The 20,710-nt window shown below is 68.6% G+C and carries 9 protein-coding genes; all 9 read left to right on the top strand.

The genetic code is table 11. The features are described 5' to 3' along the window. Positions 1-10: 10 nt before the first annotated feature. The 9 genes from H9658_RS22030 to xylB all read left to right on the top strand — a co-directional run bounded on the left by H9658_RS22030 (position 11) and on the right by xylB (position 20,567). Positions 11-970, top strand: coding sequence for a LysR substrate-binding domain-containing protein (locus tag H9658_RS22030; RefSeq protein ID WP_179564231.1), 960 nt, complete (start codon positions 11-13; stop codon positions 968-970). A gap of 451 nt (positions 971-1,421) precedes the next feature. Next, positions 1,422-4,274 carry a TonB-dependent receptor gene (locus H9658_RS22035; protein WP_191826958.1) on the top strand — a complete coding sequence of 951 codons (2,853 nt, stop codon included), beginning with the start codon at positions 1,422-1,424 and terminating at the stop codon, positions 4,272-4,274. 390 nt (positions 4,275-4,664) lie between these two features. After that, on the top strand, positions 4,665-7,397 hold the full coding sequence (locus H9658_RS22040) for a TonB-dependent receptor (RefSeq protein ID WP_191826959.1): 2,733 nt from the start codon (positions 4,665-4,667) through the stop codon (positions 7,395-7,397). Positions 7,398-7,540: 143 nt separating this feature from the next. After that, positions 7,541-9,766 carry a cellulase gene (locus H9658_RS22045; RefSeq protein ID WP_191826960.1) on the top strand — a complete coding sequence of 742 codons (2,226 nt, stop codon included), beginning with the start codon at positions 7,541-7,543 and terminating at the stop codon, positions 9,764-9,766. A 114-nt stretch (positions 9,767-9,880) separates the two neighbouring features. Further along, on the top strand, positions 9,881-11,812 hold the full coding sequence (locus H9658_RS22050; protein ID WP_179564239.1) for a sialate O-acetylesterase: 1,932 nt from the start codon (positions 9,881-9,883) through the stop codon (positions 11,810-11,812). An 11-nt stretch (positions 11,813-11,823) separates the two neighbouring features. After that, positions 11,824-13,545 (top strand): DUF5597 domain-containing protein, encoded by a 1,722-nt coding sequence (locus H9658_RS22055; protein WP_406848155.1) that lies wholly within the window; start codon positions 11,824-11,826, stop codon positions 13,543-13,545. 53 nt (positions 13,546-13,598) lie between these two features. Next, positions 13,599-16,499, top strand: coding sequence for a TIM-barrel domain-containing protein (locus tag H9658_RS22060; protein WP_191826962.1), 2,901 nt, complete (start codon positions 13,599-13,601; stop codon positions 16,497-16,499). A 184-nt stretch (positions 16,500-16,683) separates the two neighbouring features. Then, complete coding sequence (locus H9658_RS22065) at positions 16,684-19,077, top strand: glycoside hydrolase family 95 protein (RefSeq protein ID WP_191826963.1); 2,394 nt, start codon at positions 16,684-16,686, stop codon at positions 19,075-19,077. Then, on the top strand, positions 19,074-20,567 hold the full coding sequence (gene xylB / locus H9658_RS22070) for a xylulokinase (protein WP_191826964.1): 1,494 nt from the start codon (positions 19,074-19,076) through the stop codon (positions 20,565-20,567). The genes H9658_RS22065 and xylB overlap by 4 nt, the downstream gene beginning before the upstream one ends. Positions 20,568-20,710 lie beyond the last annotated feature (143 nt).

Consider the following 20,710-nt stretch of genomic DNA (forward strand, 5'->3'; position numbering starts at 1 on the left):
CTTTCCGCTTATGACCGCTACCGCCAATCCCTGGTTCAACGCCGCCCGCCTCAAGACCCGGCATCTGTTGCTGCTGTTGCAATTGCACGAGCATCGCTCGGTGCTGCGCGCGGCCGAGGCGGCGAGCATGACCCAGCCGGCGGCGTCCAAGCTGCTGGCGGAAATGGAGGACCTGCTCGGGGTCAAGCTGTTCGAGCGGCATGCGCGCGGGGTGGAGCCGACCTGGTACGGGCAGGTGCTGATCCGCCGCGCGCGTTCGGCGATGTCGGAGATCGGCCGCGCGCAGGAGGAGATCGCCGCGCTGCGCGAGGGGCGCATGGGCCAGGTCTCGATCGGCACCGTGGTCAATCCGGGCACCAACCTGGTGCCGCAGGCGATCGCCGAGGTCAAGCGCGAGTTCCCCGGCATCCTGGTGCGGGTGGAGATGGACTACAGCCGGCCGCTGGTGGCCAAGCTGCTGGACGGCCAGCTCGACATCGTCATCGGCCGCATCCTCGGCCCGTATGGCGGCGACGAGCTGGAGTTCGAGCCGCTGGCCGACGAGCCGCATTCGGTGGTGGCGCGCGCCGGGCATCCGCTGTCGGCGCGCGCCGACCTGCGCCACGCCGACCTGGCGCGCTACGGCTGGGTGCTGCCGCCGGTGGACAGCGTGCTGCGCGCGCGGCTGGACGCGATGTTCATGGAGCACGGGGTGCCGACCCCGCAGAACGTCATCGAGACCTCGTCGTTGCCGGTGATGACCAGCCTGCTGCGCGGCAGCGACCTGCTGGCGGCGCTGCCGGCCGACGCGGTGGCGCCGTACGTGCAGGCCAAGCTGCTGACCGTGCTGCCGATCGCGCTGGGGGTACGGATGGAATCGTTCGGCATCATCCGCCGCCGCGACTACATGCTGCCGCCGGGTGCCGAACGCATCCTGCTGGCGCTGCGCAACGCCGCCAAGCGCCTGTATCCGGATCGGGCGCCGGGTTGAGCGAAGTCCGAGGGACACCGTCTGCTGGTGCGGGGCAGGGTGACTCGATGGAATACGCGCCGTTGAGTGGCATCTGGCGGCATGCATTGCCACGTTCTGGTTACGTTTTGCCTGGTCCGCCAGGTGGTTTTGTGGTGCCGTCCAGGTAGTCGAAAAGCACATAGATTGGCGTGAATTTTTCATTTGCTTAACGCGAAATTCACTTCTAGGCTCAGCCGATCGTGACCGATGTCGCGGCGCGTCGCTCGGTTGCGACGCCCGCCACGCCTAGCGATACGGCAGCGGGCCATGGCTTGCCGCCGTCACAACCAGCAAGGCGGCGCGCACGCGCGACCGTCACCCGTGTGTGCATGTGTCCTGGGAGGGAAACATCATGTCATCGCGTCATTACCGTGGTCCGGCCTCGCCGACCGCAGCGGTTCGTACTACCTGTCTTTTGCGTCGTTCGGCCATGGCGCTGAGCATCGGCCTGTTGTTGAGCGCGCAGGCGATGGCACAGGACGCCGAGGACAGCAGCAAGAAGAAGAGCGCCGATCCGGTGACCCAGCTCGACGCGATCGAGGTCAAGGGCGTGCGCGCCAGCCTGATCAAGTCGCAGACGATCAAGCATGATGCCGAGCAGATCGTCGACTCGGTCAGCGCCGAGGACATCGGCGCGCTGCCCGACCGCAGCGTCACCGAGACCCTGCAACGGGTCAGCGGCGTGACCATCGACCATTTCATGGCACGCAACGACCCCGACCATTTCTCCGCCGAAGGCAGCGGCGTGATGATCCGCGGCATGACCCAGGTGCGCGGCGAGCTCAACGGGCGCGACAGCTTCAGCGCCGCCAGCGGCCGCGGACTCAGCTTCGAGGACGTGCCGGCCGAACTGATGGCCGGCGTGGACGTGTACAAGAACCCGTCGGCCGAGATCATCGAAGGCGGCCTCGGCGGCACGGTCAACCTGCGCACGCGCATGCCGTTCGACCAGCCCGGCCGGGTGATCGGCTTCACCGCCGACGAGAACTACGGCGACTTCAGCAAGACCTACAAGCCCTCCGGCTCGTTCCTGTTCAGCGATCGCTGGAACACCGGCGTCGGCGAGATGGGGCTGATGCTGGACGTGGCCTATTCGGAACTGGCCACCCGCAGCGACGGCATCCAGGTGGAGCCGTTCGTGCGCCGCACCGATCCGGCGTTGCTGGCCGGCACCGATTTCGACAAGGTCTACGTGCCCGGCGGCGTCAACTGGCGGCAGCTGGACTTCGAGCGCAAGCGCAAGGGCGTGGCCGGGGCGTTCCAGTGGCGGCCCAGCGACGACACCGAGATCTATGTGCAGTACATGCGCTCCACCTACGACATGAACTGGCAGGAGCGCGCGGCGTTCTTCAACGACGACACCAACGCGATCAGTCCCGCGCCCGGCACCACCTTCACCTACGACGCCGACGGCCGTTTCGTCAGCGGCTCGCCGGTGTCCAGTTCCTGGCGCGGCAACGTCACCGGCAACGATGGCGTGCGCTTCTACACCGACAACCGCTACGCGCAGCAGAGCACCACCACCTCCGACCTGTCCGGCGGCTTCACCCACAAGCTCACCAGCAACCTCACCGTGCGCGGCGACATGCAGCTGGTGCAGTCGGAAAGCGATTCGCTGGACTTCACCGTGTTCAGTTCGATCTACCTGCCGGGCCTGACCTTCGACCTGAGCGGCAAGTACCCGTCGGTGTCGATCGCCGACACCAGCTATACCTCCGACCCCTCCAATTATTTCTGGAGCGCGGCGATGGACCACCTGGCGAAGAACCGCGGCCGCGAGCTGGCCACGCGCTTCGACCTGGAATACACCTACGACGACAACCCGTGGCTGCGCACCTTCCGCGCCGGTATCCGCGCCACCGACCGCACCCAGACCAACAAGAACTCCGGTTACAACTGGGGCGTGATCAGCGACAACTGGGCGATGATTCCCGGTACCGCCAACGGGACCGGCCTGGCCGACCTGGCCAGCTACTCGCCCGAGTCCTCGGAGCTGTATTCGTACTCGAACCTGTTCCGCGGCAAGATCAGCGTGCCCAATAGTCTGTATTTCCCGAGCAATGCCGCGGTCAAGGACTATGCCGGCACCTCCAAGCTGATCCAGCAGCTGGTGGCGCTGCGCGGCTGGGGCTGGGCGCCGGACCAGTACCAGCTGCAGGACACCAACCGCCAGTTCGAGCGCACCCAGGCGGCCTACGCGGTGCTGTACTTCGGCAACGACGACGCACTGGGCGTGCCGGTGGACGGCAACGTCGGCGTGCGCATCGTGCAGACCAAGACCGAGGCCACCGGCTACGGCCAGTTCCCCGACCTGTCGGCCACCGCCGCCTCCGATGCGCTCAAGGCGCAGTACACCGGGCAGTTCTTCGCCAACAACGCGCAAGGCAGCTACACCAACGTGCTGCCGAGCTTCAACATGCGCTTCAAGTTCTCCGATGCGCTGCAGTGGCGGATCGCCGCGTCCAAGGCGATGGCGCGGCCGGACTACACCCAGCTGCAGCCGTACCTGCTGCTGGCGGCGACCACCGAGGAGGACGGCACCGTGTCCAAGTGGACCGGCACCGCGGGCAATCCGAACCTCAAGCCGATGAAGGCCAACCAGTACGACACCGCGCTGGAATGGTATTTCGACACCAGCGACATGATGTACCTGACCCTGTTCTACAAGAGCGTCAAGGACTACTTCTCCACCCAGACCACCACCGAGACCTACGGTGGCCAGGACTGGCTGGTGACGCGGCCGTACAACATGTCCAAGGGCCGCATCCGCGGTTTCGAGTACGGCTACACGCAGTTCTTCGACTCGTGGCCGGGCTGGCTGAGCGGCTTCGGCGTCAATGCCAACTTCACCTTCGTGGACAGCAGCGGCGGCGTCAATTCCGCGACCGATCCCTACACGCAGACCACCGTCACCGGTGTGAGCCTGCCGCTGGAAGGCCTGTCGCGGCGCAGCTACAACCTCGCCGGCATCTACGAGAAGGGGCCGTTGTCGGTACGCCTGGCCTACAACTGGCGTTCGCGCTACCTGCTGACCGCCAGCGACGTGTCGACCAAGCTGCCGACCTGGTCGGACGATTACGGCCAGCTCGACGCCTCGGCGTTCTATCGTTTCACCCCGCATCTGCAGCTCGGTGTCCAGGCCAACAACCTGACCAATACCGTGACCAAGGTGTTGATGGGGCCGACCTCCTATGCCGACGGCGAGGTCGACAACCACCTGTACACGCGCAGCTGGTTCGTCAACGACCGCCGCTATTCGCTGGTGCTGCGCGCCAACTGGTAAGCGACGTTCGCCAGGACGCTGTCCTCGGCCCGCATGCGCGACGCATGCGGGCTTTTTTTATGGCGTTGCGGATGCGGTCGGCGTCGCGCCGAAACGAAACAGCTACGCAGCGGCGGTATGCGGCTGTTTACAGGCGGACTCGCTTTTCGTATGTGGAAAACATATAGCTAACTGTAAATATTTCATTGGATGGCATGGTGACTGCAACCTATTCTCAGGTCCGAGTCGTGATCGTCTCCGATCGCGTGCGCGCTGCGGCAACCCCGCTCGTGTCCGACTTGCGGCCAGCATCCCATTTCGGCAGGTGCGGCCGGACAACTTAGAAACGGCGACGTTGCCCTTGGCACGATCGCCGAATCGTTTGTACATGTGTCCTGGGAGGGAAGCACCATGTCAGCGCCCCATAGCCATTGTCCGCCTGCGCGGACCGTGGCGCTCCGTTCTACCCGTTCGATTTCCGGCCGCGGCGTCCGCCGCTCCGCCATCGCCCTGGCCGTCGCCGCGCTGGTCGCCGCGTCCGCCGCGCAGGCCCAGCAAGCCGAGCAGGCCGCGCCTGCGCAAGCGGACGACGCCACCACGCAGCTGGATACGGTGCAGGTCAGCGGCACCCGCAGCAGCGTGACCAAGGCGCAGCTGGTCAAGCAGAATTCCGAGCAGATCGTCGACTCGATCGTGGCCGAGGACATCGGCAAGCTGCCCGACAACAACGTCGCCGAGGCGCTGCAGCGCATTTCCGGCGTGCAGATCGCGCGCAACTACGGCGAGGGCAGCAGCATCGCGATCCGCGGCCTGACCCAGGTCCGCACCGAGCTCAACGGCCGCGACATCTTCACCGCCAACGACGGCCGCGGCCTGAGCTTCGAAGACGTGTCGGCCGAACTGCTGGCCGGCGTCAACGTCTACAAGAATCCGTCCGCGGACATGATCGAAGGCGGCCTGGGCGGCACCGTCGACCTGCGCACGCGCCTGCCGTTCGACTACGACGGGCGCAAGATCGCCGGCAGCGTGCAGTACAACCACTACGACCTGGCCGACGACAGCAAGCCGGCGTTCTCGGGCATGTACAGCGACCGCTGGCAGACCGGCATCGGCGAGATCGGCCTGCTGGTGAACTACTCGCAGCAGACCAGTCCGTTCCGCCAGGACACCATCTCCATCGAGCCGTGGTACACGCAGACCGATCTGCCGGGCTATGAAGGCCAGGAGATCTCGGTGCCGCATGGCGCCGGCACCAACACCACGGTCGGCGAGCGCAAGCGCAAGACCGGCGCGTTCGCGCTGCAGTGGCGGCCGAACGACGACGTCGAGGTCACCGCGCAGGTGCTGCGCTCGGACTACGATTTCCGCTGGCACGACTATTCGTTCTTCGCCTACAGCGGGCAGAACCCGATGCAGGGCTACGACGACATCGTGGTCAACGACCGCAACGAGTTCGTCAGCGGCACGTTCCAGAACACCCCGGCCGATTCCAACACCAGCCTGACCGAGCGCCATTCGGTGACCACCGACTACTCGCTGGGCGCCAAGTGGACGGTATCGCCGAACCTGACCCTGAGCACCGATCTCCAGTACATCGATGCCACCACCAAGGGCACGCGCTACATCCTCGGCACCGGCATGGACACCACGCCGCGCTACACCATCGACTTTAGCGGCGACCTGCCGCGCCTGTCGGTGACCGATGCCGCCGGCAACCCGGGCTACCTGGCCGACCAGGCCAACTACAGCGGCTGGAAGTTCCACCTGGACAACAAGGACGACAACAAGGCCACCGAGTTCGCCTGGCGCAGCGACATGGACCTGGCGTTCGACGACAGTTTCGCGCGCAGCTTCAAGGCCGGCGTGCGCTATACCGACCGCGATGCGCAGAACAAGGGCAACGTGTGGCGCTACATGTACCTGGGCGCGCCGTTCTCGCAGTACCCGGATGCGCAGGTGATGCAGAATCCGATCACCGATTTCTTCCGCGGCGATTCGCAGACCTTCGGCCCCAGGCTGACCCCGTCCGACACCCTGGTCGACGACTATGCGCGTGCATTGCAGGTGTTCGGCGCCTCGCCGCTGACCTTCGCGCCGAACAACATCAACGGCCAGGGCGAGAAGACCTACGCCGCCTACGGCGTGCTGCGCTTCGGCGTGGACAGCGGCGCGATCCCGTTCGACGGCAACATCGGCCTGCGCATCGTGCGCACCAAGGTCGATTCGCAGGGCGTGCGCACCGGCACCGACGCCGAGGGCGGCGGCCTGCTGCCGGTGGACGTGCAGCAGACCTACACCGACGTGCTGCCGAGCCTGAATCTGCGGTGGATGCTCACCGACACGCTGCAGTGGCGCTTCGCCGCCTCGCGCGGCATCTCGCGTCCGGATCTCAACGAACTCAATCCGAACCTGAGCCTGGGCACCGCCACCGGCAACGACGGCACCACCCGCCGCACCGGTTCGGCCGGCAATCCGGACCTGCGGCCGATGAAGGCCGACCAGTTCGATACCGCGCTGGAGTGGTACTTCGGCAAGGGTTCGATGATGTACGGCACGGTGTTCTACAAGAAGGTCGACGGCTTCATCGCAGATGCCGTGTTCGAGGAGGTCTACGGCGGCCAGACCTGGGAGATCACCCGCCCGGTCAACGGCAAGGACGGCCGGATCAAGGGCGCGGAGCTGGGCTATACCCAGTTCTTCGACTTCCTGCCGGGCTGGCTGAGCGGCTTCGGCCTGCAGGCCAACTACACCTACGTGGACAGCGAGGCGCCGAGCCCGACCGCCACCGACACCAACGGCCAGGCGCTGACGGTGCCGTTGCAGGGCCTGTCCAAGAACAGCTACAACCTGATCCTCAGCTACGAGATGTCGCGCTTCCAGGCGCGCGTGGCCTACAACTGGCGCAGCGACTGGCTGGTGACCACGGCCGGCAACGGCACCGGCAATCTGCCGGTGTACAACAAGGGCTTCGGTCAGCTGGACGCGTCGGTGCGCTACAACATCGACGACGTATGGTCGGTGTCGGTGGATGGGGTCAATCTGCTGGATACCCGCAACGAGAGCTACCTGGGCGTGGAATCGCGTTACCGCGACTTCGTGATCAACGACCGTCGTTACGGCCTGACCCTGCGCGCCAGCTTCTGAGCACGGCGCGGTCGATCCGCTCCGGCGCGCGCAGCGTGGCCGGAGCGGGGGTTTTCCTGCCGACGGCGTGGCCGTCGGTTGCACTCGGAGTAGGGCGCACGATGCGGCAACATCGCTTGCTAGGATCCGACGCACTGCCTGGCATGTCGCAGCGTGCCGGGCGGCTGCGTTCGGCCTGGCTGGCGCTGCTGCTGGCCTTGCTGTGCGGCGCGGTTCCGGTGCTCGCGGCGCCGCCAGTGCCTTACCAGTTCCGCAGCGTCGCCATCGGCGGCGGCGGTTTCGTCAGCGGCCTGCTGTTCCACCCGGCGCAGCAGGGGCTGCTGTATGCGCGCACCGACGTCGGCGGCGCCTATCGCTGGGACGCCGCGTCCGCGCACTGGGTCGCCTTGACCGACTGGCTCGGGCCGGCCGACCAGAACCTGATGGGCATCGATGCGTTCGCGATCGACCCGCACGATCCGCAGGCGCTGTACCTGGCCGCGGGCACCTATCTGCACGAGCGCGCCGGCAACGCCGCGATCCTGCGTTCGCACGACCAGGGGCGCCACTTCGTGCGTACCGATCTGCCGTTCAGGCTGGGCGGCAACGAACTGGGCCGCGGCAACGGCGAACGGCTCGCCGTCGACCCCAACGATGGCCGCGTGTTGCTGCTCGGTTCGCGCGATGCCGGCCTGTGGCGCAGCGCCGACCGCGGCGCGCACTGGCAGCGGGTGCAGTCGTTTCCGGCGGTGGCCACCGGGCCGTCGGCCAGCGCGGTGAACCATGCCGGGCGTCGCCAGCAGGTCGGCATCGCCTTCGTGCTGTTCGACCCGGCCAGCGCCGCCAGCGGTGGCGCGTCGCAGCGGATCTACGTAGGCGTGTCCACGCCGGAACAGAGCCTGTTCGAGTCCGCGGATGGCGGGCGCAGCTGGCGGCCGGTGCCGGGGCAGCCGACCGGATTGCGCCCCAGCCACATGGTGCGTTCCAGCGCCGGCATCTACTACCTCAGCTACGGCGACCAGCCGGGTCCGGACCTGATGGCCGACGGCGCGGTCTGGAAGTACGAACCGGCCGCGGCGCGCTGGACCGACATCACCCCGGTGCCGCAGCCGCGCAGCGGGCCGGGCTTCGGTTGGGGCGCGGTGGCGGTGGACCCGCGCCGGCCGGACACGCTGATCGCCAGCACGTTCCGCCGCTACCAGCCGGGCGACGACATCTACCGCAGCACCGACGGCGGACGCAGCTGGGCACCGCTGTTCCCGCGCTCGCGCTTCGCGCACGACGCGGCGCCGTGGACCGCGCAGGCGCGCCCGCACTGGATGGCGTCGCTGGCGATCGATCCGTTCGACAGCGATCGCGCGCTGTTCGTCACCGGCTACGGCGTCTGGGCCTCGCGCAACCTGCGCGCGTTCGATGCCGCCGATGGCGTGGTGCAGTGGTGGTTCGCCGACGCCGGGCTGGAGGAAACGGTGCCGCTGGACCTGCTCAGCCCGGCGCAAGGCGCGCACTTGCTCAGCGCGCTCGGCGACATCGATGGCTTCCGCCACGACACCCTGGACCGCGCGCAGTCGCAGTTCGCCGGGCCGCGCCTGACCAACGGCGAGAGCATCGATGCCGCCGGCCAGGCGCCGCAGTTGATGGTGCGCAGCGGTACGTTGCGCGAGCGGCGCAACGACGAGGTTCGCGCGGCGTGGTCGCGCGATGGCGGCGCCAACTGGACGGCATTCGCCAGCGAGCCGCCGGTGGGCGAGGGCGCCGGGCATATCGCGATCAACGCCGACGGCAGCCGCGTGATCTGGTCGCCGCGCAACGGCGGCAGCGCCTGGGCCAGCGACGACTGGGGCCGGCAGTGGCAGCGCGTGGAAGGTTCCTCGGGCAGCTTGCTGATCGAGGCCGACCGGGTCGATCCGCAGCGCTGGTACGCGGTGGATGCGGCCAGTGGCCGCTTCTTTCTCAGCGAGGACGGCGGCCGCCGGTTTCGCGACAGCGGCGTCCAGGTCGGCGCGCCGTCCGCTGCCGAGCGCACCCGCCCGCAGCTGCGTCCGGATCCGCTGCGCGCTGGCGTGGTCTACCTGGCCAGCCCCAGCCACGGGGTGCTGCGCTGGCAGGACGGCAGGCTGCAGGTGCTGTCGAACGTGCAGGAAGCGCGCTCGCTGGGCCTGGGCCGGGCGCCGCGCGAGGGTGCGCCGCCGATGCTGTTCCTTGCCGGTACCGTGGACGGCGTCGGCGGGCTGTTCCGCTCCGAGGACGAAGGCCACCGCTGGCAGCGCATCGACGACGACGCGCACCGTTTCGGCCGCCCCTACGCCGTCACCGGCGACCCGCGTGTGGTCGGCCGCGTCTACTTCGCCACCGGCGGCCGAGGCATCTTCTATGGCGATGCGCCGTAGTCCGCGCGGCCAGCGCGTTGCATGCGGCCGTGCGCGCGCCTGCGCGGGCGCTGCGCTGGCTTCCCTGTTGCCGTGCGCGCCGCCGGCGGCAACGACCGATGCAGGAACGATCCGATGAACGCACGCTCGACCCGTTGTCTGTACTGGCTGGCCGCCTTGGCGCTGGCGGCATTGCCCGCATCGGCCTGGGCGGAATTGCAACTGCCGTTGCTGTTCGCCGACGGCGCGGTGCTGCAACGCGATGTGCCGATGCGCGTGTGGGGCTGGGCCACGCCGGGCGCGCGCATCCAGGTGCGCCTGGACGGTGCCGCGGCGACCGCCGTCGCCGCCGCGGACGGGCGCTGGCAGGCGCAGCTGCCGGCGCATGCGGCCGGAGGGCCGTATGTCTTGGAGGTGCAGGGCGACGGTGCGCAACGCCGTCTCGGCGACGTGCTGGTCGGCGACGTGTGGCTGGCCAGCGGCCAGTCCAACATGGAGTGGCCGCTGGCGCAGGCGCGCGACGGCGCGCGCGAGGTGGCCGCGGCGAACGATCCGCAGTTGCGCCATTTCAAGGTGCCCAAGTCGTGGTCGCCGCAGCCGCAGCGACAGCTGGCCGGCGGCGAATGGAAGGCCGCCACGCCGCAGGACGCCGGCGCGTTTTCCGCGGTCGGCTATTTCTTCGCGCGCGAGTTGCGCAGGAGCACCGGGGTGCCGATCGGCATCGTCGACAGCAGTTGGGGCGGCAGCGCGATCGAGGCGTGGATGGATGCCGCAGCGCTGGGCATGGATGCCGCGCAGACCGAGCACAGCATCGCCGCGCTGCAGGCCAAGGACGCGCAGACCCTGGCCGCGGTGCGGCAGCGCATCGCGCGCTGGCCGGCGGTGGCCGATGGCGCCGAACAATGGCGCGCCGCCGACCTGGACGACAGCGACTGGGACCGGATTGCGGTCGATCGCAACTGGGAGGCCAGCGGCTACGACGGCATGGACGGCATCGCCTGGTACCGCACCGCCTTCACCCTCAGCGCGGAGGAGGCCGAGGCCGGCATCACCCTGGGGATCGGCCAGGTCGACGACTCGGACATCACCTATGTCAACGGCCAGGCGGTCGGGCATACCGAGCAGCGCTGGAACCTGCCGCGCGTATACCGCGTGCCCGCAGCGGCGCTGCACGCCGGAGTCAACCGCATCGCGGTGCAGGTGACCGACCTCAGCGGCGGTGGCGGCCTGCACGGCGACGACAGCGAACGCTTCGTGCAACTCGGCGACGGCACGAAGCGCCCGTTGCCGGAATGGAAATTCCGTCCGGCCAAGGTGAGCATGACGCTGGACGACGGCAGGAACCAGCAGCCGACGCTGCTGTACAACCGCATGATCCATCCGCTGCAGCCGTTCCCGCTCAAGGGCGTGATCTGGTACCAGGGCGAGAGCAATGCCTACGAAGGCGGCGCGCTGCGCTACCGCGAGCAGTTCGCGACCCTGATCCGCAGCTGGCGCGAGGAACGCGCACAGCCGCAGTTGCCGTTCCTGTGGGTGCAGCTGGCCAACTTCCAGGCAGGCTCCGACAAGGGCGACCTGAGCCCGTGGGCGCAGCTGCGCGAATCGCAGTCCAGGACCCTGGCGCTGCCGGCGACCGCGCAGGCGGTGACCATCGACATCGGCACGCCCGGCGACATCCATCCGACCAACAAGCAGGACGTCGGCCATCGCCTCGCGCTGGCGGCGCGGCATGTGGCGTATGGCGAACAGCTGGTCTACAGCGCGCCGGTATTCGCGCAGGCCGAGTTCGGCCGGCATGCGGTCGCGTTGCGTTTCGATCCGATGGGCAGTGCGCTGGCGATACGCGGTGGTGCCGCGCAGCTGCGCGGTTTCAGCGTGGCCGGCGCCGACCGCCGCTTCCATCCGGCGCAGGCGCGCATCGACGGCGACCGGGTGGTGGTGGTCGAAAGCGCCGAAGTGGCGCAACCGCAGGCGGTGCGCTATGCCTGGAGCGAAAACCCGGCCGAGGCCAACCTGGTCAACCGCGAGCAGTTGCCCGTTTCCCCCTTCCGAACCGATACCTGGTGACACGGAGTCCTATCCGCATGCATTCCCTCGCTTCCCGCACGTTCCTCGCACGCCGCCGCTGGCGCCCGCTGCTGGCCGCCACGCTCGCGCTTGGCCTGGCGGCGTGCGCGCCCGAGCAGGCGCCGCCCGACGCTGCTGCGGCCAAGCCCGGCGCGGCCAAGCCCGCTGCCGACCAGGCCAGCGTTGCACCGGCGGCGCCGGCACCGATCCCGCAGCTGGTCAGCAAGGACGGCAAGCACGCGCTGCTGGTGGATGGCGCGCCGTTCCTGATTCTCGGCGCGCAGGTCAACAATTCCAGCAACTATCCCGCCGCCCTGGAAAAGGTGTGGCCGGCGATGCAGTTCCTTGGCCCCAACACCGTGCAGGTGCCGATCGCCTGGGAGCAGGTGGAACCGGAGGAGGGCAAGTTCGATTTCTCCTTCGTCGATACGCTGCTGGCGCAGGCGCGCGAGCACAAGATGCGGCTGGTGCTGCTGTGGTTCGGCACCTGGAAGAACAACGGCCCGGCCTATACGCCGCACTGGGTCAAGACCGACAACGTGCGTTTCCCGCGGGTCGTCACCCGCGACGGCAAGGCGCTGGGGTCGCTGTCGCCGCTGGCGCCGGCCACGCTGGACGCCGATCGCAAGGCCTTCGTCGCGTTCATGAAGCACCTCAAGCAGGCCGATCCGCAGCGCACCGTGCTGATGGTGCAGCCGGAGAACGAGCCGGGCACCTACGGCAGCGTGCGCGATTTCTCGCCGCTGGCGCAGCGAGCCTTCGATGGACCGGTGCCCGAGGCGCTGCTGCAGAAACTGGGCAAGCAGCCCGGCACCTGGGCCCAGGTGTTCGGCGCCGACGCCGACGAGTTCTTCCACGCCTGGCATATCGGCCACTTCATCGACCAGGTGGCCGCGGCCGGCAAGGCCGAGTACCCGCTGCCCATGTACGTCAACGCGGCGCTGCGCGGTCCGTTCAATCCCGGCCAGCCCGGCCAGTACGCCAGCGGCGGTCCCACCGACAACGTGCTCGACGTGTGGAAGGCCGCTGCGCCGCACATCGACCTGCTGGCGCCGGACATCTACCTGCCCGACTACACGCCGTACATCACCGTGCTCGATCGCTACGCGCGGCCGGACAACCCGCTGTTCGTCGCCGAGACCGGCAACCGGCCCGAATACGCACGTTACCTGTACGCCGCGCTCGGCCACGACGGCATCGGCTGGTCGACCTTCGGCATCGACTACAGCGGTTATTCGAACTGGCCGCTGGGCGCCAAGAAGGTGGACGAGCCGACCATGGCGCCGTTCGCGCTGGGCTTCAAGGCGGTGGGCATGGGCATGCGCCCGTTCGCCAAGGCCGCCTCCGAAGGCAAGCTGCACGGCACCACCGAGGAACCCGGGCAGCCGGTGCAGGAGCTGCGGCTCAACGCGCGCTGGAGCGCGACCATCACCTACGGCGTGCCGCAGTTCTGGTTCAAGGGCACGCCGCCCGGCAATCCCGAGCCGACCGGCGCGGCACTGATCGCCGAACTGGGCCCGGACGAATTCCTGGTCACCGGCTACCACGTGCGGGTGAACCTGCACCCGGCCAGCGAAGCGACCGCCAACATGGTCTACGACCGCGTCGAGGAAGGCTTCTACGATGACACGCAGTGGAAGTTCCAGCGCAACTGGAACGGCGATCAGACCGACTACGGCGTCAATTTCTCCGATGTGCCGCAATTGCTGAAGATCAAGCTGGCCACCTACTGACACCTCGGCGCCGCCAGCGTGCGGCGCCGTCACCCGCTACAGAGGGAGTGAACATGTACAACGCGAACCGTCCCGTCCGCCTGGCGATGAAGCCGCTGCCGCGCCTGCTGGCCTTGTCGCTGGCGCTGCTCGCCGCCGGCGCGAATGCGCAGGAAGTGAAGAAGGACGCCGATGGCGTCACCGTGCGTCCCAGCGCCAAGGGCGCCGCGCCGGTGCGGCTGCAGGTGGTGGACAGCGGCATCATCCGCGTCAGCGCCGATCCGGACGGCGATTTCAAGCGCACCCCGAGCCTGATGCGGGTGCCGGTACAGGGCGACACCGCCTACCAGTTCGACGAGCAGGGCGACATGGTGCGGATCAAGACCGCCAAGGTCACCGCGCAGGTGTCCACGCGCGACGGCCATGTCAGTTTCGCCGATGCCGACGGCAAGCCGCTGCTGGCGGAAGTGGCGGGCGGGCGCAGCTTCGCGCCGCTGAAGGTGGAGGGCAAATCCTATCTGAGCACGCGCCAGCGCTTCGCCTCGCCCGACGACGAGGCCTTCTACGGCTTCGGCCAGCACCAGCAGGGCTGGATGAACCAGAAGGGCCGCAACGTCGAACTGCTGCAGAGCAATATCGACCTGGCGGTGCCGTACCTGGTGTCCAGCCGCAACTACGGCATCCTGTGGGACAACAATTCGATCACCCGCATGGGCGACCCGCGCGGCCTGCAGCCGCTGCCGGCGTCGCTGAAGCTGTACGACGCCAAGGGCAAGCCGGGCGCGCTGACCGCGCGTTATTCGGTCAACGGCAAGCAGGTGCTGGAGCGCCGCGAGAAGGAGCTCAATTACCAGTACATCAAGGACCTGGCCAAGTTCCCGGCCAAGGCCAAGCCCAGCGACAAGAGCCGCATGCAGGTCAGCTGGGAAGGCGAGATCGAGGCCAGGAGCGGCGGCGAGCACAGCTTCTCGCTGTACTCCAGCGAGTACGCCAAGCTGTGGGTCGACGGCAAGCTGGTGGTCGACCGCTGGCGCCAGAACTGGAACCCGTGGCACAACGAGTTCACCCTCGCGCTGCAACCGGGCCAGCGCCACAAGATCAAGGTCGAGTGGGACCTGATCGACCCGAGCTACATCGCGCTGCTGCACCGCGACCCGCTGCCGGCGGCCGAGGCCAAGGACCTGTCGCTGTGGTCCGAGGCCGGGCAGATGATCGACTACTACTTCGTCGCCGGCGCCGACGCCGACCAGGTCATCGCCGGCTACCGCGAACTGACCGGCAAGGCGGTGCTGCTGCCGAAGTGGGCCTACGGTTTCTGGCAGAGCCGCGAGCGCTACAAGAGCCAGGACGAACTGGTCGCCGCGCTGGCCGAGTACCGCAAGCGCAAGCTGCCGATCGACAACATCGTGCTCGACTGGTCGTACTGGCCGGAGAACGCCTGGGGTTCGCACGACTTCGACAAGGCGCACTTCCCCGATCCGGACGGCATGGTCAAGTCGGTGCACGACATGCACGCGCAGATCATGATCTCGATCTGGCCGAAGTTCTATCCGACCACCGCCAACTACAAGGAACTCGACGCCGCCGGGCACATGTACAGGCGCAACGTCGAAGTCGGCGAACTGGACTGGATCGGCAAGGGCTACAAGAACTCGTTCTACGACCCGTATTCGGTCGACGCGCAGGCGATCTACTGGCGGCAGATCAACGACAAGCTCAACAGCAAGGGCTTCGATGCCTGGTGGATGGATGCCGACGAGCCGGACGTGCACTCCAACCTGGACATCGGCGAGCGCAAGGCGCGCACCACGCCGACCGCACTGGGCCCGTCCACCGAGTTCTTCAATTCCTACCCGTTGCCGCACACCCATGGCGTCTACGCGGGCGACCGCGCCGCCGACGGCAAGCGCGTGTTCATCCTCTCGCGCAAGGGCTATGCCGGCACCCAGCGCAATGCGGTGGCGGTGTGGAGCGGCGACATCGTCTCGCGTTGGGACGACATGCGCGACCAGATCTCCGCCGGCGTCAACGTCTCCATGTCCGGCCTGCCGAACTGGACCTTCGACATCGGCGGTTTCGCGGTGGAGAAGCGCTACGAGGACCAGGACCCGGCGCACCAGAGCGAATGGCGCGAGCTCAACACGCGCTGGTTCCAGTTCGGCGCGTTCGTGCCGCTGTTCCGCTCGCACGGCCAGTTCCCGTTCCGCGAGATCTGGAACATCGCCCCGGAAGGCACGCCGTACTATGCGAGCATGGCGTACTACAGCCGCCTGCGGTATGCGCTGTTGCCGTACATCTACACGCTCGCCGGCGATACCTATCACCACGACGGGGTGATGATGCGCGGCCTGCCGATGGACTTCCCGCACGATCCCAAGGTCGCCGACATCAACGACGAGTACCTGTTCGGGCCGGCGTTCCTGGTCGCGCCGGTGACCCGTTTCGGCGCCACCTCGCGCCAGGTCTACCTGCCGGCCGGGACCTCGTGGATCGACTTCAACAGCGGCAAGCGCTACGACGGCGGCCAGAGCATCGACGCCGCCGCGCCGCTGGAGCGCATGCCGCTGTTCGTGCGCGCCGGGGCCATCGTGCCCACCACCACCGTGCAGCAATACGTGGACGAGGTGCCGAACGCGCCGCTGACCGTGGTCGTCTACACCGGCGCCGACGGCCAGTTCTCGCTGTACGAGGACGACGGCAAGGGTTATGGCTACGAGAAGGGCGAGTTCAGCCGCATTCCGCTGAGCTGGAACCAGGCCAAGGGCGTGCTGACCATCGGCGCGCGCGAGGGCAGCTGGCCGGGCATGCTGGCCAAGCGCACCATCAACGTGCGCTTCGTCGATGGCGTGCGCGAGGAGACCGGGGCGCTGGAGCCCAAGGCCGACGCCAGCGTGCAATACAGCGGCAAGAGCCTGAGCGTGGCGCGCAAGGCGGTGAAGGGCGCCAAGCGCAACAAGGGCAGCAAGGCGAAGTGATGGCCGAGGTGCGCGGCAACCCGGGCAGGGGCGGCGGCGTGACGCGGGCGCCGCTGCGGCGCGTTTGCGGCGCGAGCGGTGCCGCTGCGCGCCCGGATTCGGTCCGGGTCCGGTGCGCGCGGGCGGCCTGCACCCGCAGCGCGTGGCGGCGCGTGCGTCCGCCGCATGCGGGCGGGGGCGCAAAGTGAGCATCGCGCTGACCCGCCGCGAGCTGTGCAAGGCGATCGGCGGCGGCCTGGTCGCCGGTCTCGCCGTGCCGGGCGCTGCGCTCGCTGCCGATGCTGGTGCCGGTGCCGCGCGCGTGCCGGTACCGGCGACCGCCGCCGAACCGGCCGCGCTGCAGCTGTGGTACCCGCGCCCGGCCACGCAATGGGTGGAGGCGCTGCCGGTCGGCAACGGCCGGCTCGGTGCGATGGTCTGGGGCGGCATTGCCCACGAGCGCCTGCAGTTGAACGAAGACACGCTGTATGCGGGCCAGCCCTACGATGCGACCTCGCCGGAGGCGCTGGCGGCGCTGCCGCAGGTGCGCGCGCTGATCTTCGCCGGCCGCTATGCCGAGGCCGAAGCATTGGCCGACGCGACGATGCTGTCGCGCCCGCGCAAGCAGATGCCGTACCAGCCGCTGGCCGACCTGCTGCTCGACTACGACCGTGCCGACGGCATCGACGGCTATCGGCGCGAACTCGATCTGGACACCGCGGTGGCCAGCACCCGCTTTGTCTCGGGCGATGCCACGCATGTCCGCGAGGTGTTCGTCTCGCCGACCGAACAGTGCATCGTGGTGCGCCTGTCCTGCGATCACCCCGGTCGCATCTCGCTGCGCATCGGCATCGACAGCCCGCAGGCCGGCGAGGTCACCGAAGAGCAGGGCGCGTTGCTGTTCGCCGGGCGCAACGCCGGTTTCGCAGGCATCGAGGGAGGGCTGCGCTTCGCGTTGCGCGTGCTGCCGCAGGCCACTGGCGGGCAGACCCGCATCGAGCGCGGGCGGATCCGCATCGAAGGCGCCGACGAGTTGGTGCTGCTGCTGACCGCGGCCACCAGCTACCGGCGCTACGACGACGTCGGCGGCGATCCGCTGGCGCTCAGCGCCGCGCAACTGCGCAAGGCGGCGGCGCTGCCCTATGCGCAGTTGCTGCAGCGGCATCTGGCCGAACACCGGCGCCTGTTCCGCCGGGTGGCGATCGACCTGGGCGGCAGCGCTGCCGCGCAGCTGCCCACCGACGAGCGCGTGCGACGCTACGCCGACGGCAACGATCCGGCACTGGCCGCGCTCTACCACCAGTACGGCCGTTACCTGCTGATCAGCAGCTCGCGGCCGGGCAGCCAGCCGGCCAACCTGCAAGGCGTCTGGAACGACCTGATGCAGCCGCCGTGGGAGAGCAAATACACGGTCAACATCAACACCGAGATGAACTACTGGCCCAGCGAGGCCAATGCGCTGCACGAATGCGTGGAACCGCTGGAAGCCATGCTGTTCGATCTCGCCGAAACCGGCGCCCGCACCGCGCGGGCGATGTACGCCGCGCCGGGCTGGGTGGTGCACAACAACACCGACCTGTGGCGCCAGGCCGGGCCGGTCGACGGGGTGAAGTGGAGCCTGTGGCCGATGGGCGGCGTCTGGCTGCTGCAACAGCTGTGGGACCGCTGGGACTACGGCCGCGACCGCGCCTACCTGCAGCGCATCTATCCGCTGTTCAAGGGCGCGGCCGAGTTCTTCGTCGCCACCCTGGTGCGCGATCCGCAGACCGGCGCGATGGTGACCAACCCGTCGATGTCGCCGGAGAACCGGCATCCGTTCGGCGCCGCGCTGTGCGCCGGCCCGGCGATGGACGCGCAATTGTTGCGCGATCTTTTTGCGCAGTGCATCAAAATGGGCCGCTTGCTGGGCGTGGACGCGGCCTTCGGCGAGCGCCTGGCGGCGCTGCGCGCGCAGCTGCCGCCGGACCGCATCGGCGACGCCGGGCAGCTGCAGGAGTGGCAGCAGGACTGGGACATGCAGGCCCCGGAAATCCACCATCGCCACGTCTCGCATCTGTATGCGCTGCATCCGTCCAGCCAGATCAACCTGCGCGACACCCCCGAGTTGGCCGCCGCGGCGCGGCGCTCGCTGCAGATCCGCGGTGATAGCGCTACCGGCTGGGGCCTCGGCTGGCGCCTGAACCTGTGGGCGCGACTGCACGACGGCGAGCACGCGCATCGTATTCTGGCGCTGCTGCTGGCGCCCGAGCGTACCTATCCGAACCTGTTCGACGCGCATCCGCCGTTCCAGATCGACGGCAACTTCGGCGGCACCGCCGGCATCACCGAAATGCTGCTGCAGAGTTGGGGCGACAGCATCTGGCTGTTGCCGGCGCTGCCGCAGGCCTGGCCGCAGGGCCAGGTGCGCGGGTTGCGCGTGCGCGGCGCGGCCGGCGTCGATCTGGCCTGGCGCGATGGCCGCCTGCAGCATGCGCGACTGAGCAGCGAGCGTGGCGGGCACTACACTTTGGTTTACGGCGGGCAGACCCTGACCGCCGATCTTTCTCCTGGAGCGACGATGGAACTGGGTTTGCACGACGATCGGCTGGTGCGGCAATGAGTCTGTACATCGGCCTGGACGTGGGCACGCAGAGCGTCAAGCTGCTGGCCTACGATGCGGACAGCCGCCGCGTGGTCGCCACGCACGGCCATGCGTTGGAACTGATCAGCCGCGACGACGGCACCCGCGAGCAGCAGGCGCAATGGTGGATCGACGGCATCGTCGCCTGCTTCGCCGCGCTGACCGCGGAGCAGCGTGCGCAGGTGCGGGCGATTTCGGTGTCCGGGCAGCAGCACGGCTTCGTGCCGGTGGATGCGCAAGGGCAGGTCACCGCACCGGTCAAGCTGTGGTGCGACACCAGCACCCAGCTGGAGTGCGAGGAGATCATGCAGGCCGCCGGCGGCGAACAGCGCTGCGTGGAGCTGGCCGGCAACCCGATCCTGGCCGGCTACACCGCCTCCAAGCTGCCGTGGACGCGCAAGCACCGCAGCGACGCCTACACCGCGATGACCTCGGTGCTGCTGCCGCATGACTACGTCAATTTCTGGCTCACCGGCGAGCGCTACACCGAGTTCGGCGACGCCTCCGGCAGCGGCTGGCTGGACGTGCGCACCCGGCAGTGGTCGGCGCCGCTGCTGCAGGCGATCGATCCGCAGCGCGACCTGGCCGCGGCGCTGCCGCCGCTGGTGCCGACCGAGACCACCTTCGTCCTGTCCGCGGCCGCGGCGCAGACCCTGGGCCTGCCGCGCGACGTGCGCGTGGCCACCGGCGGCGGCGACAACATGATGGCCGCGATCGGCACCGGCAACGTGGTGCCGGGACGGCTGACGATGAGCCTGGGCACCTCCGGCACGCTGTTCGCCTACGCCGATCGTCCGGTGGTGGACGATGCCGCGCGCTGGGCCGCGTTCTGCTCGTCCAGCGGCGGCTGGCTGCCGTTGATCTGCACGATGAACTGCACCGTGGCCACCGAGACCATCTCGCGCCTGTTCGGGATCAAGACCGGGCAGGGCGAGGCCTTGCTCGAGGCCACCGCACCCGGCGCCGGCGGGCTGGTGTTGCTGCCGTTCTTCAACGGCGAGCGCACCCCGAACCTGCCGGCCGCGCGCGGCTGCATGACCGGCATGGACCTGCACAACACCACGCCGGCGCATTTCTACCGCGCGGCGATGGAAGGCGCCACCTACAGCCTGCGCAACGGCTTCGACGCCTTCGTCGATGCCGGGCTGGCGTTCGACTCGATCTACGTCACCGGCGGCGGCAGCAAGAGCGCCGGCTGGCGGCAGCTGATCGCCGACCTGTTCGGCTTGCCGGTGCACGTGCCGGCGCAGGCGGAGGGTGCCGCGTTCGGCGCCGCGCTGCAGGCGCTGTGGGCCGACGGCCACGCGCAGGGCGACCAGGCCAGCCTGGCCGAGGTGGTGCTGCAGCACCAGCAGGACGAGGCGACGCTGTCGGCGCAGCCCGATCCGCAACGCGGCGCGCAGTACCAGGCGCACTACCAGACCTTCTTGAAGCACTTGCACGCCATTGGCCCGCTCTACGCCGGCTGATCCACTTTTTCCCCCACAAACGCACACCAGGACTTCGTCATGAGCAACTCCGTCTACATCGGCGCAAAGGAATACTTCCCGGGCATCGGCCGCATCGCGTTCGAAGGCAAGGCCTCGGACAACCCGCTCGCCTTCAAGGTCTA

The organism is Xanthomonas bonasiae, assembly GCF_014836395.1.
Classification (GTDB): domain Bacteria; phylum Pseudomonadota; class Gammaproteobacteria; order Xanthomonadales; family Xanthomonadaceae; genus Xanthomonas_A; species Xanthomonas_A bonasiae.

Coding starts and splice junctions, on each gene's coding strand:
- H9658_RS22030 (WP_179564231.1), top strand. CDS start 11: ATGACCGCTACCGCCAATCCCTGGTTCAACGCCGCCCGCCTCAAGACC.
- H9658_RS22035 (WP_191826958.1), top strand. CDS start 1,422: ATGGCGCTGAGCATCGGCCTGTTGTTGAGCGCGCAGGCGATGGCACAG.
- H9658_RS22040 (WP_191826959.1), top strand. CDS start 4,665: ATGTCAGCGCCCCATAGCCATTGTCCGCCTGCGCGGACCGTGGCGCTC.
- H9658_RS22045 (WP_191826960.1), top strand. CDS start 7,541: ATGTCGCAGCGTGCCGGGCGGCTGCGTTCGGCCTGGCTGGCGCTGCTG.
- H9658_RS22050 (WP_179564239.1), top strand. CDS start 9,881: ATGAACGCACGCTCGACCCGTTGTCTGTACTGGCTGGCCGCCTTGGCG.
- H9658_RS22060 (WP_191826962.1), top strand. CDS start 13,599: ATGTACAACGCGAACCGTCCCGTCCGCCTGGCGATGAAGCCGCTGCCG.
- xylB (WP_191826964.1), top strand. CDS start 19,074: ATGAGTCTGTACATCGGCCTGGACGTGGGCACGCAGAGCGTCAAGCTG.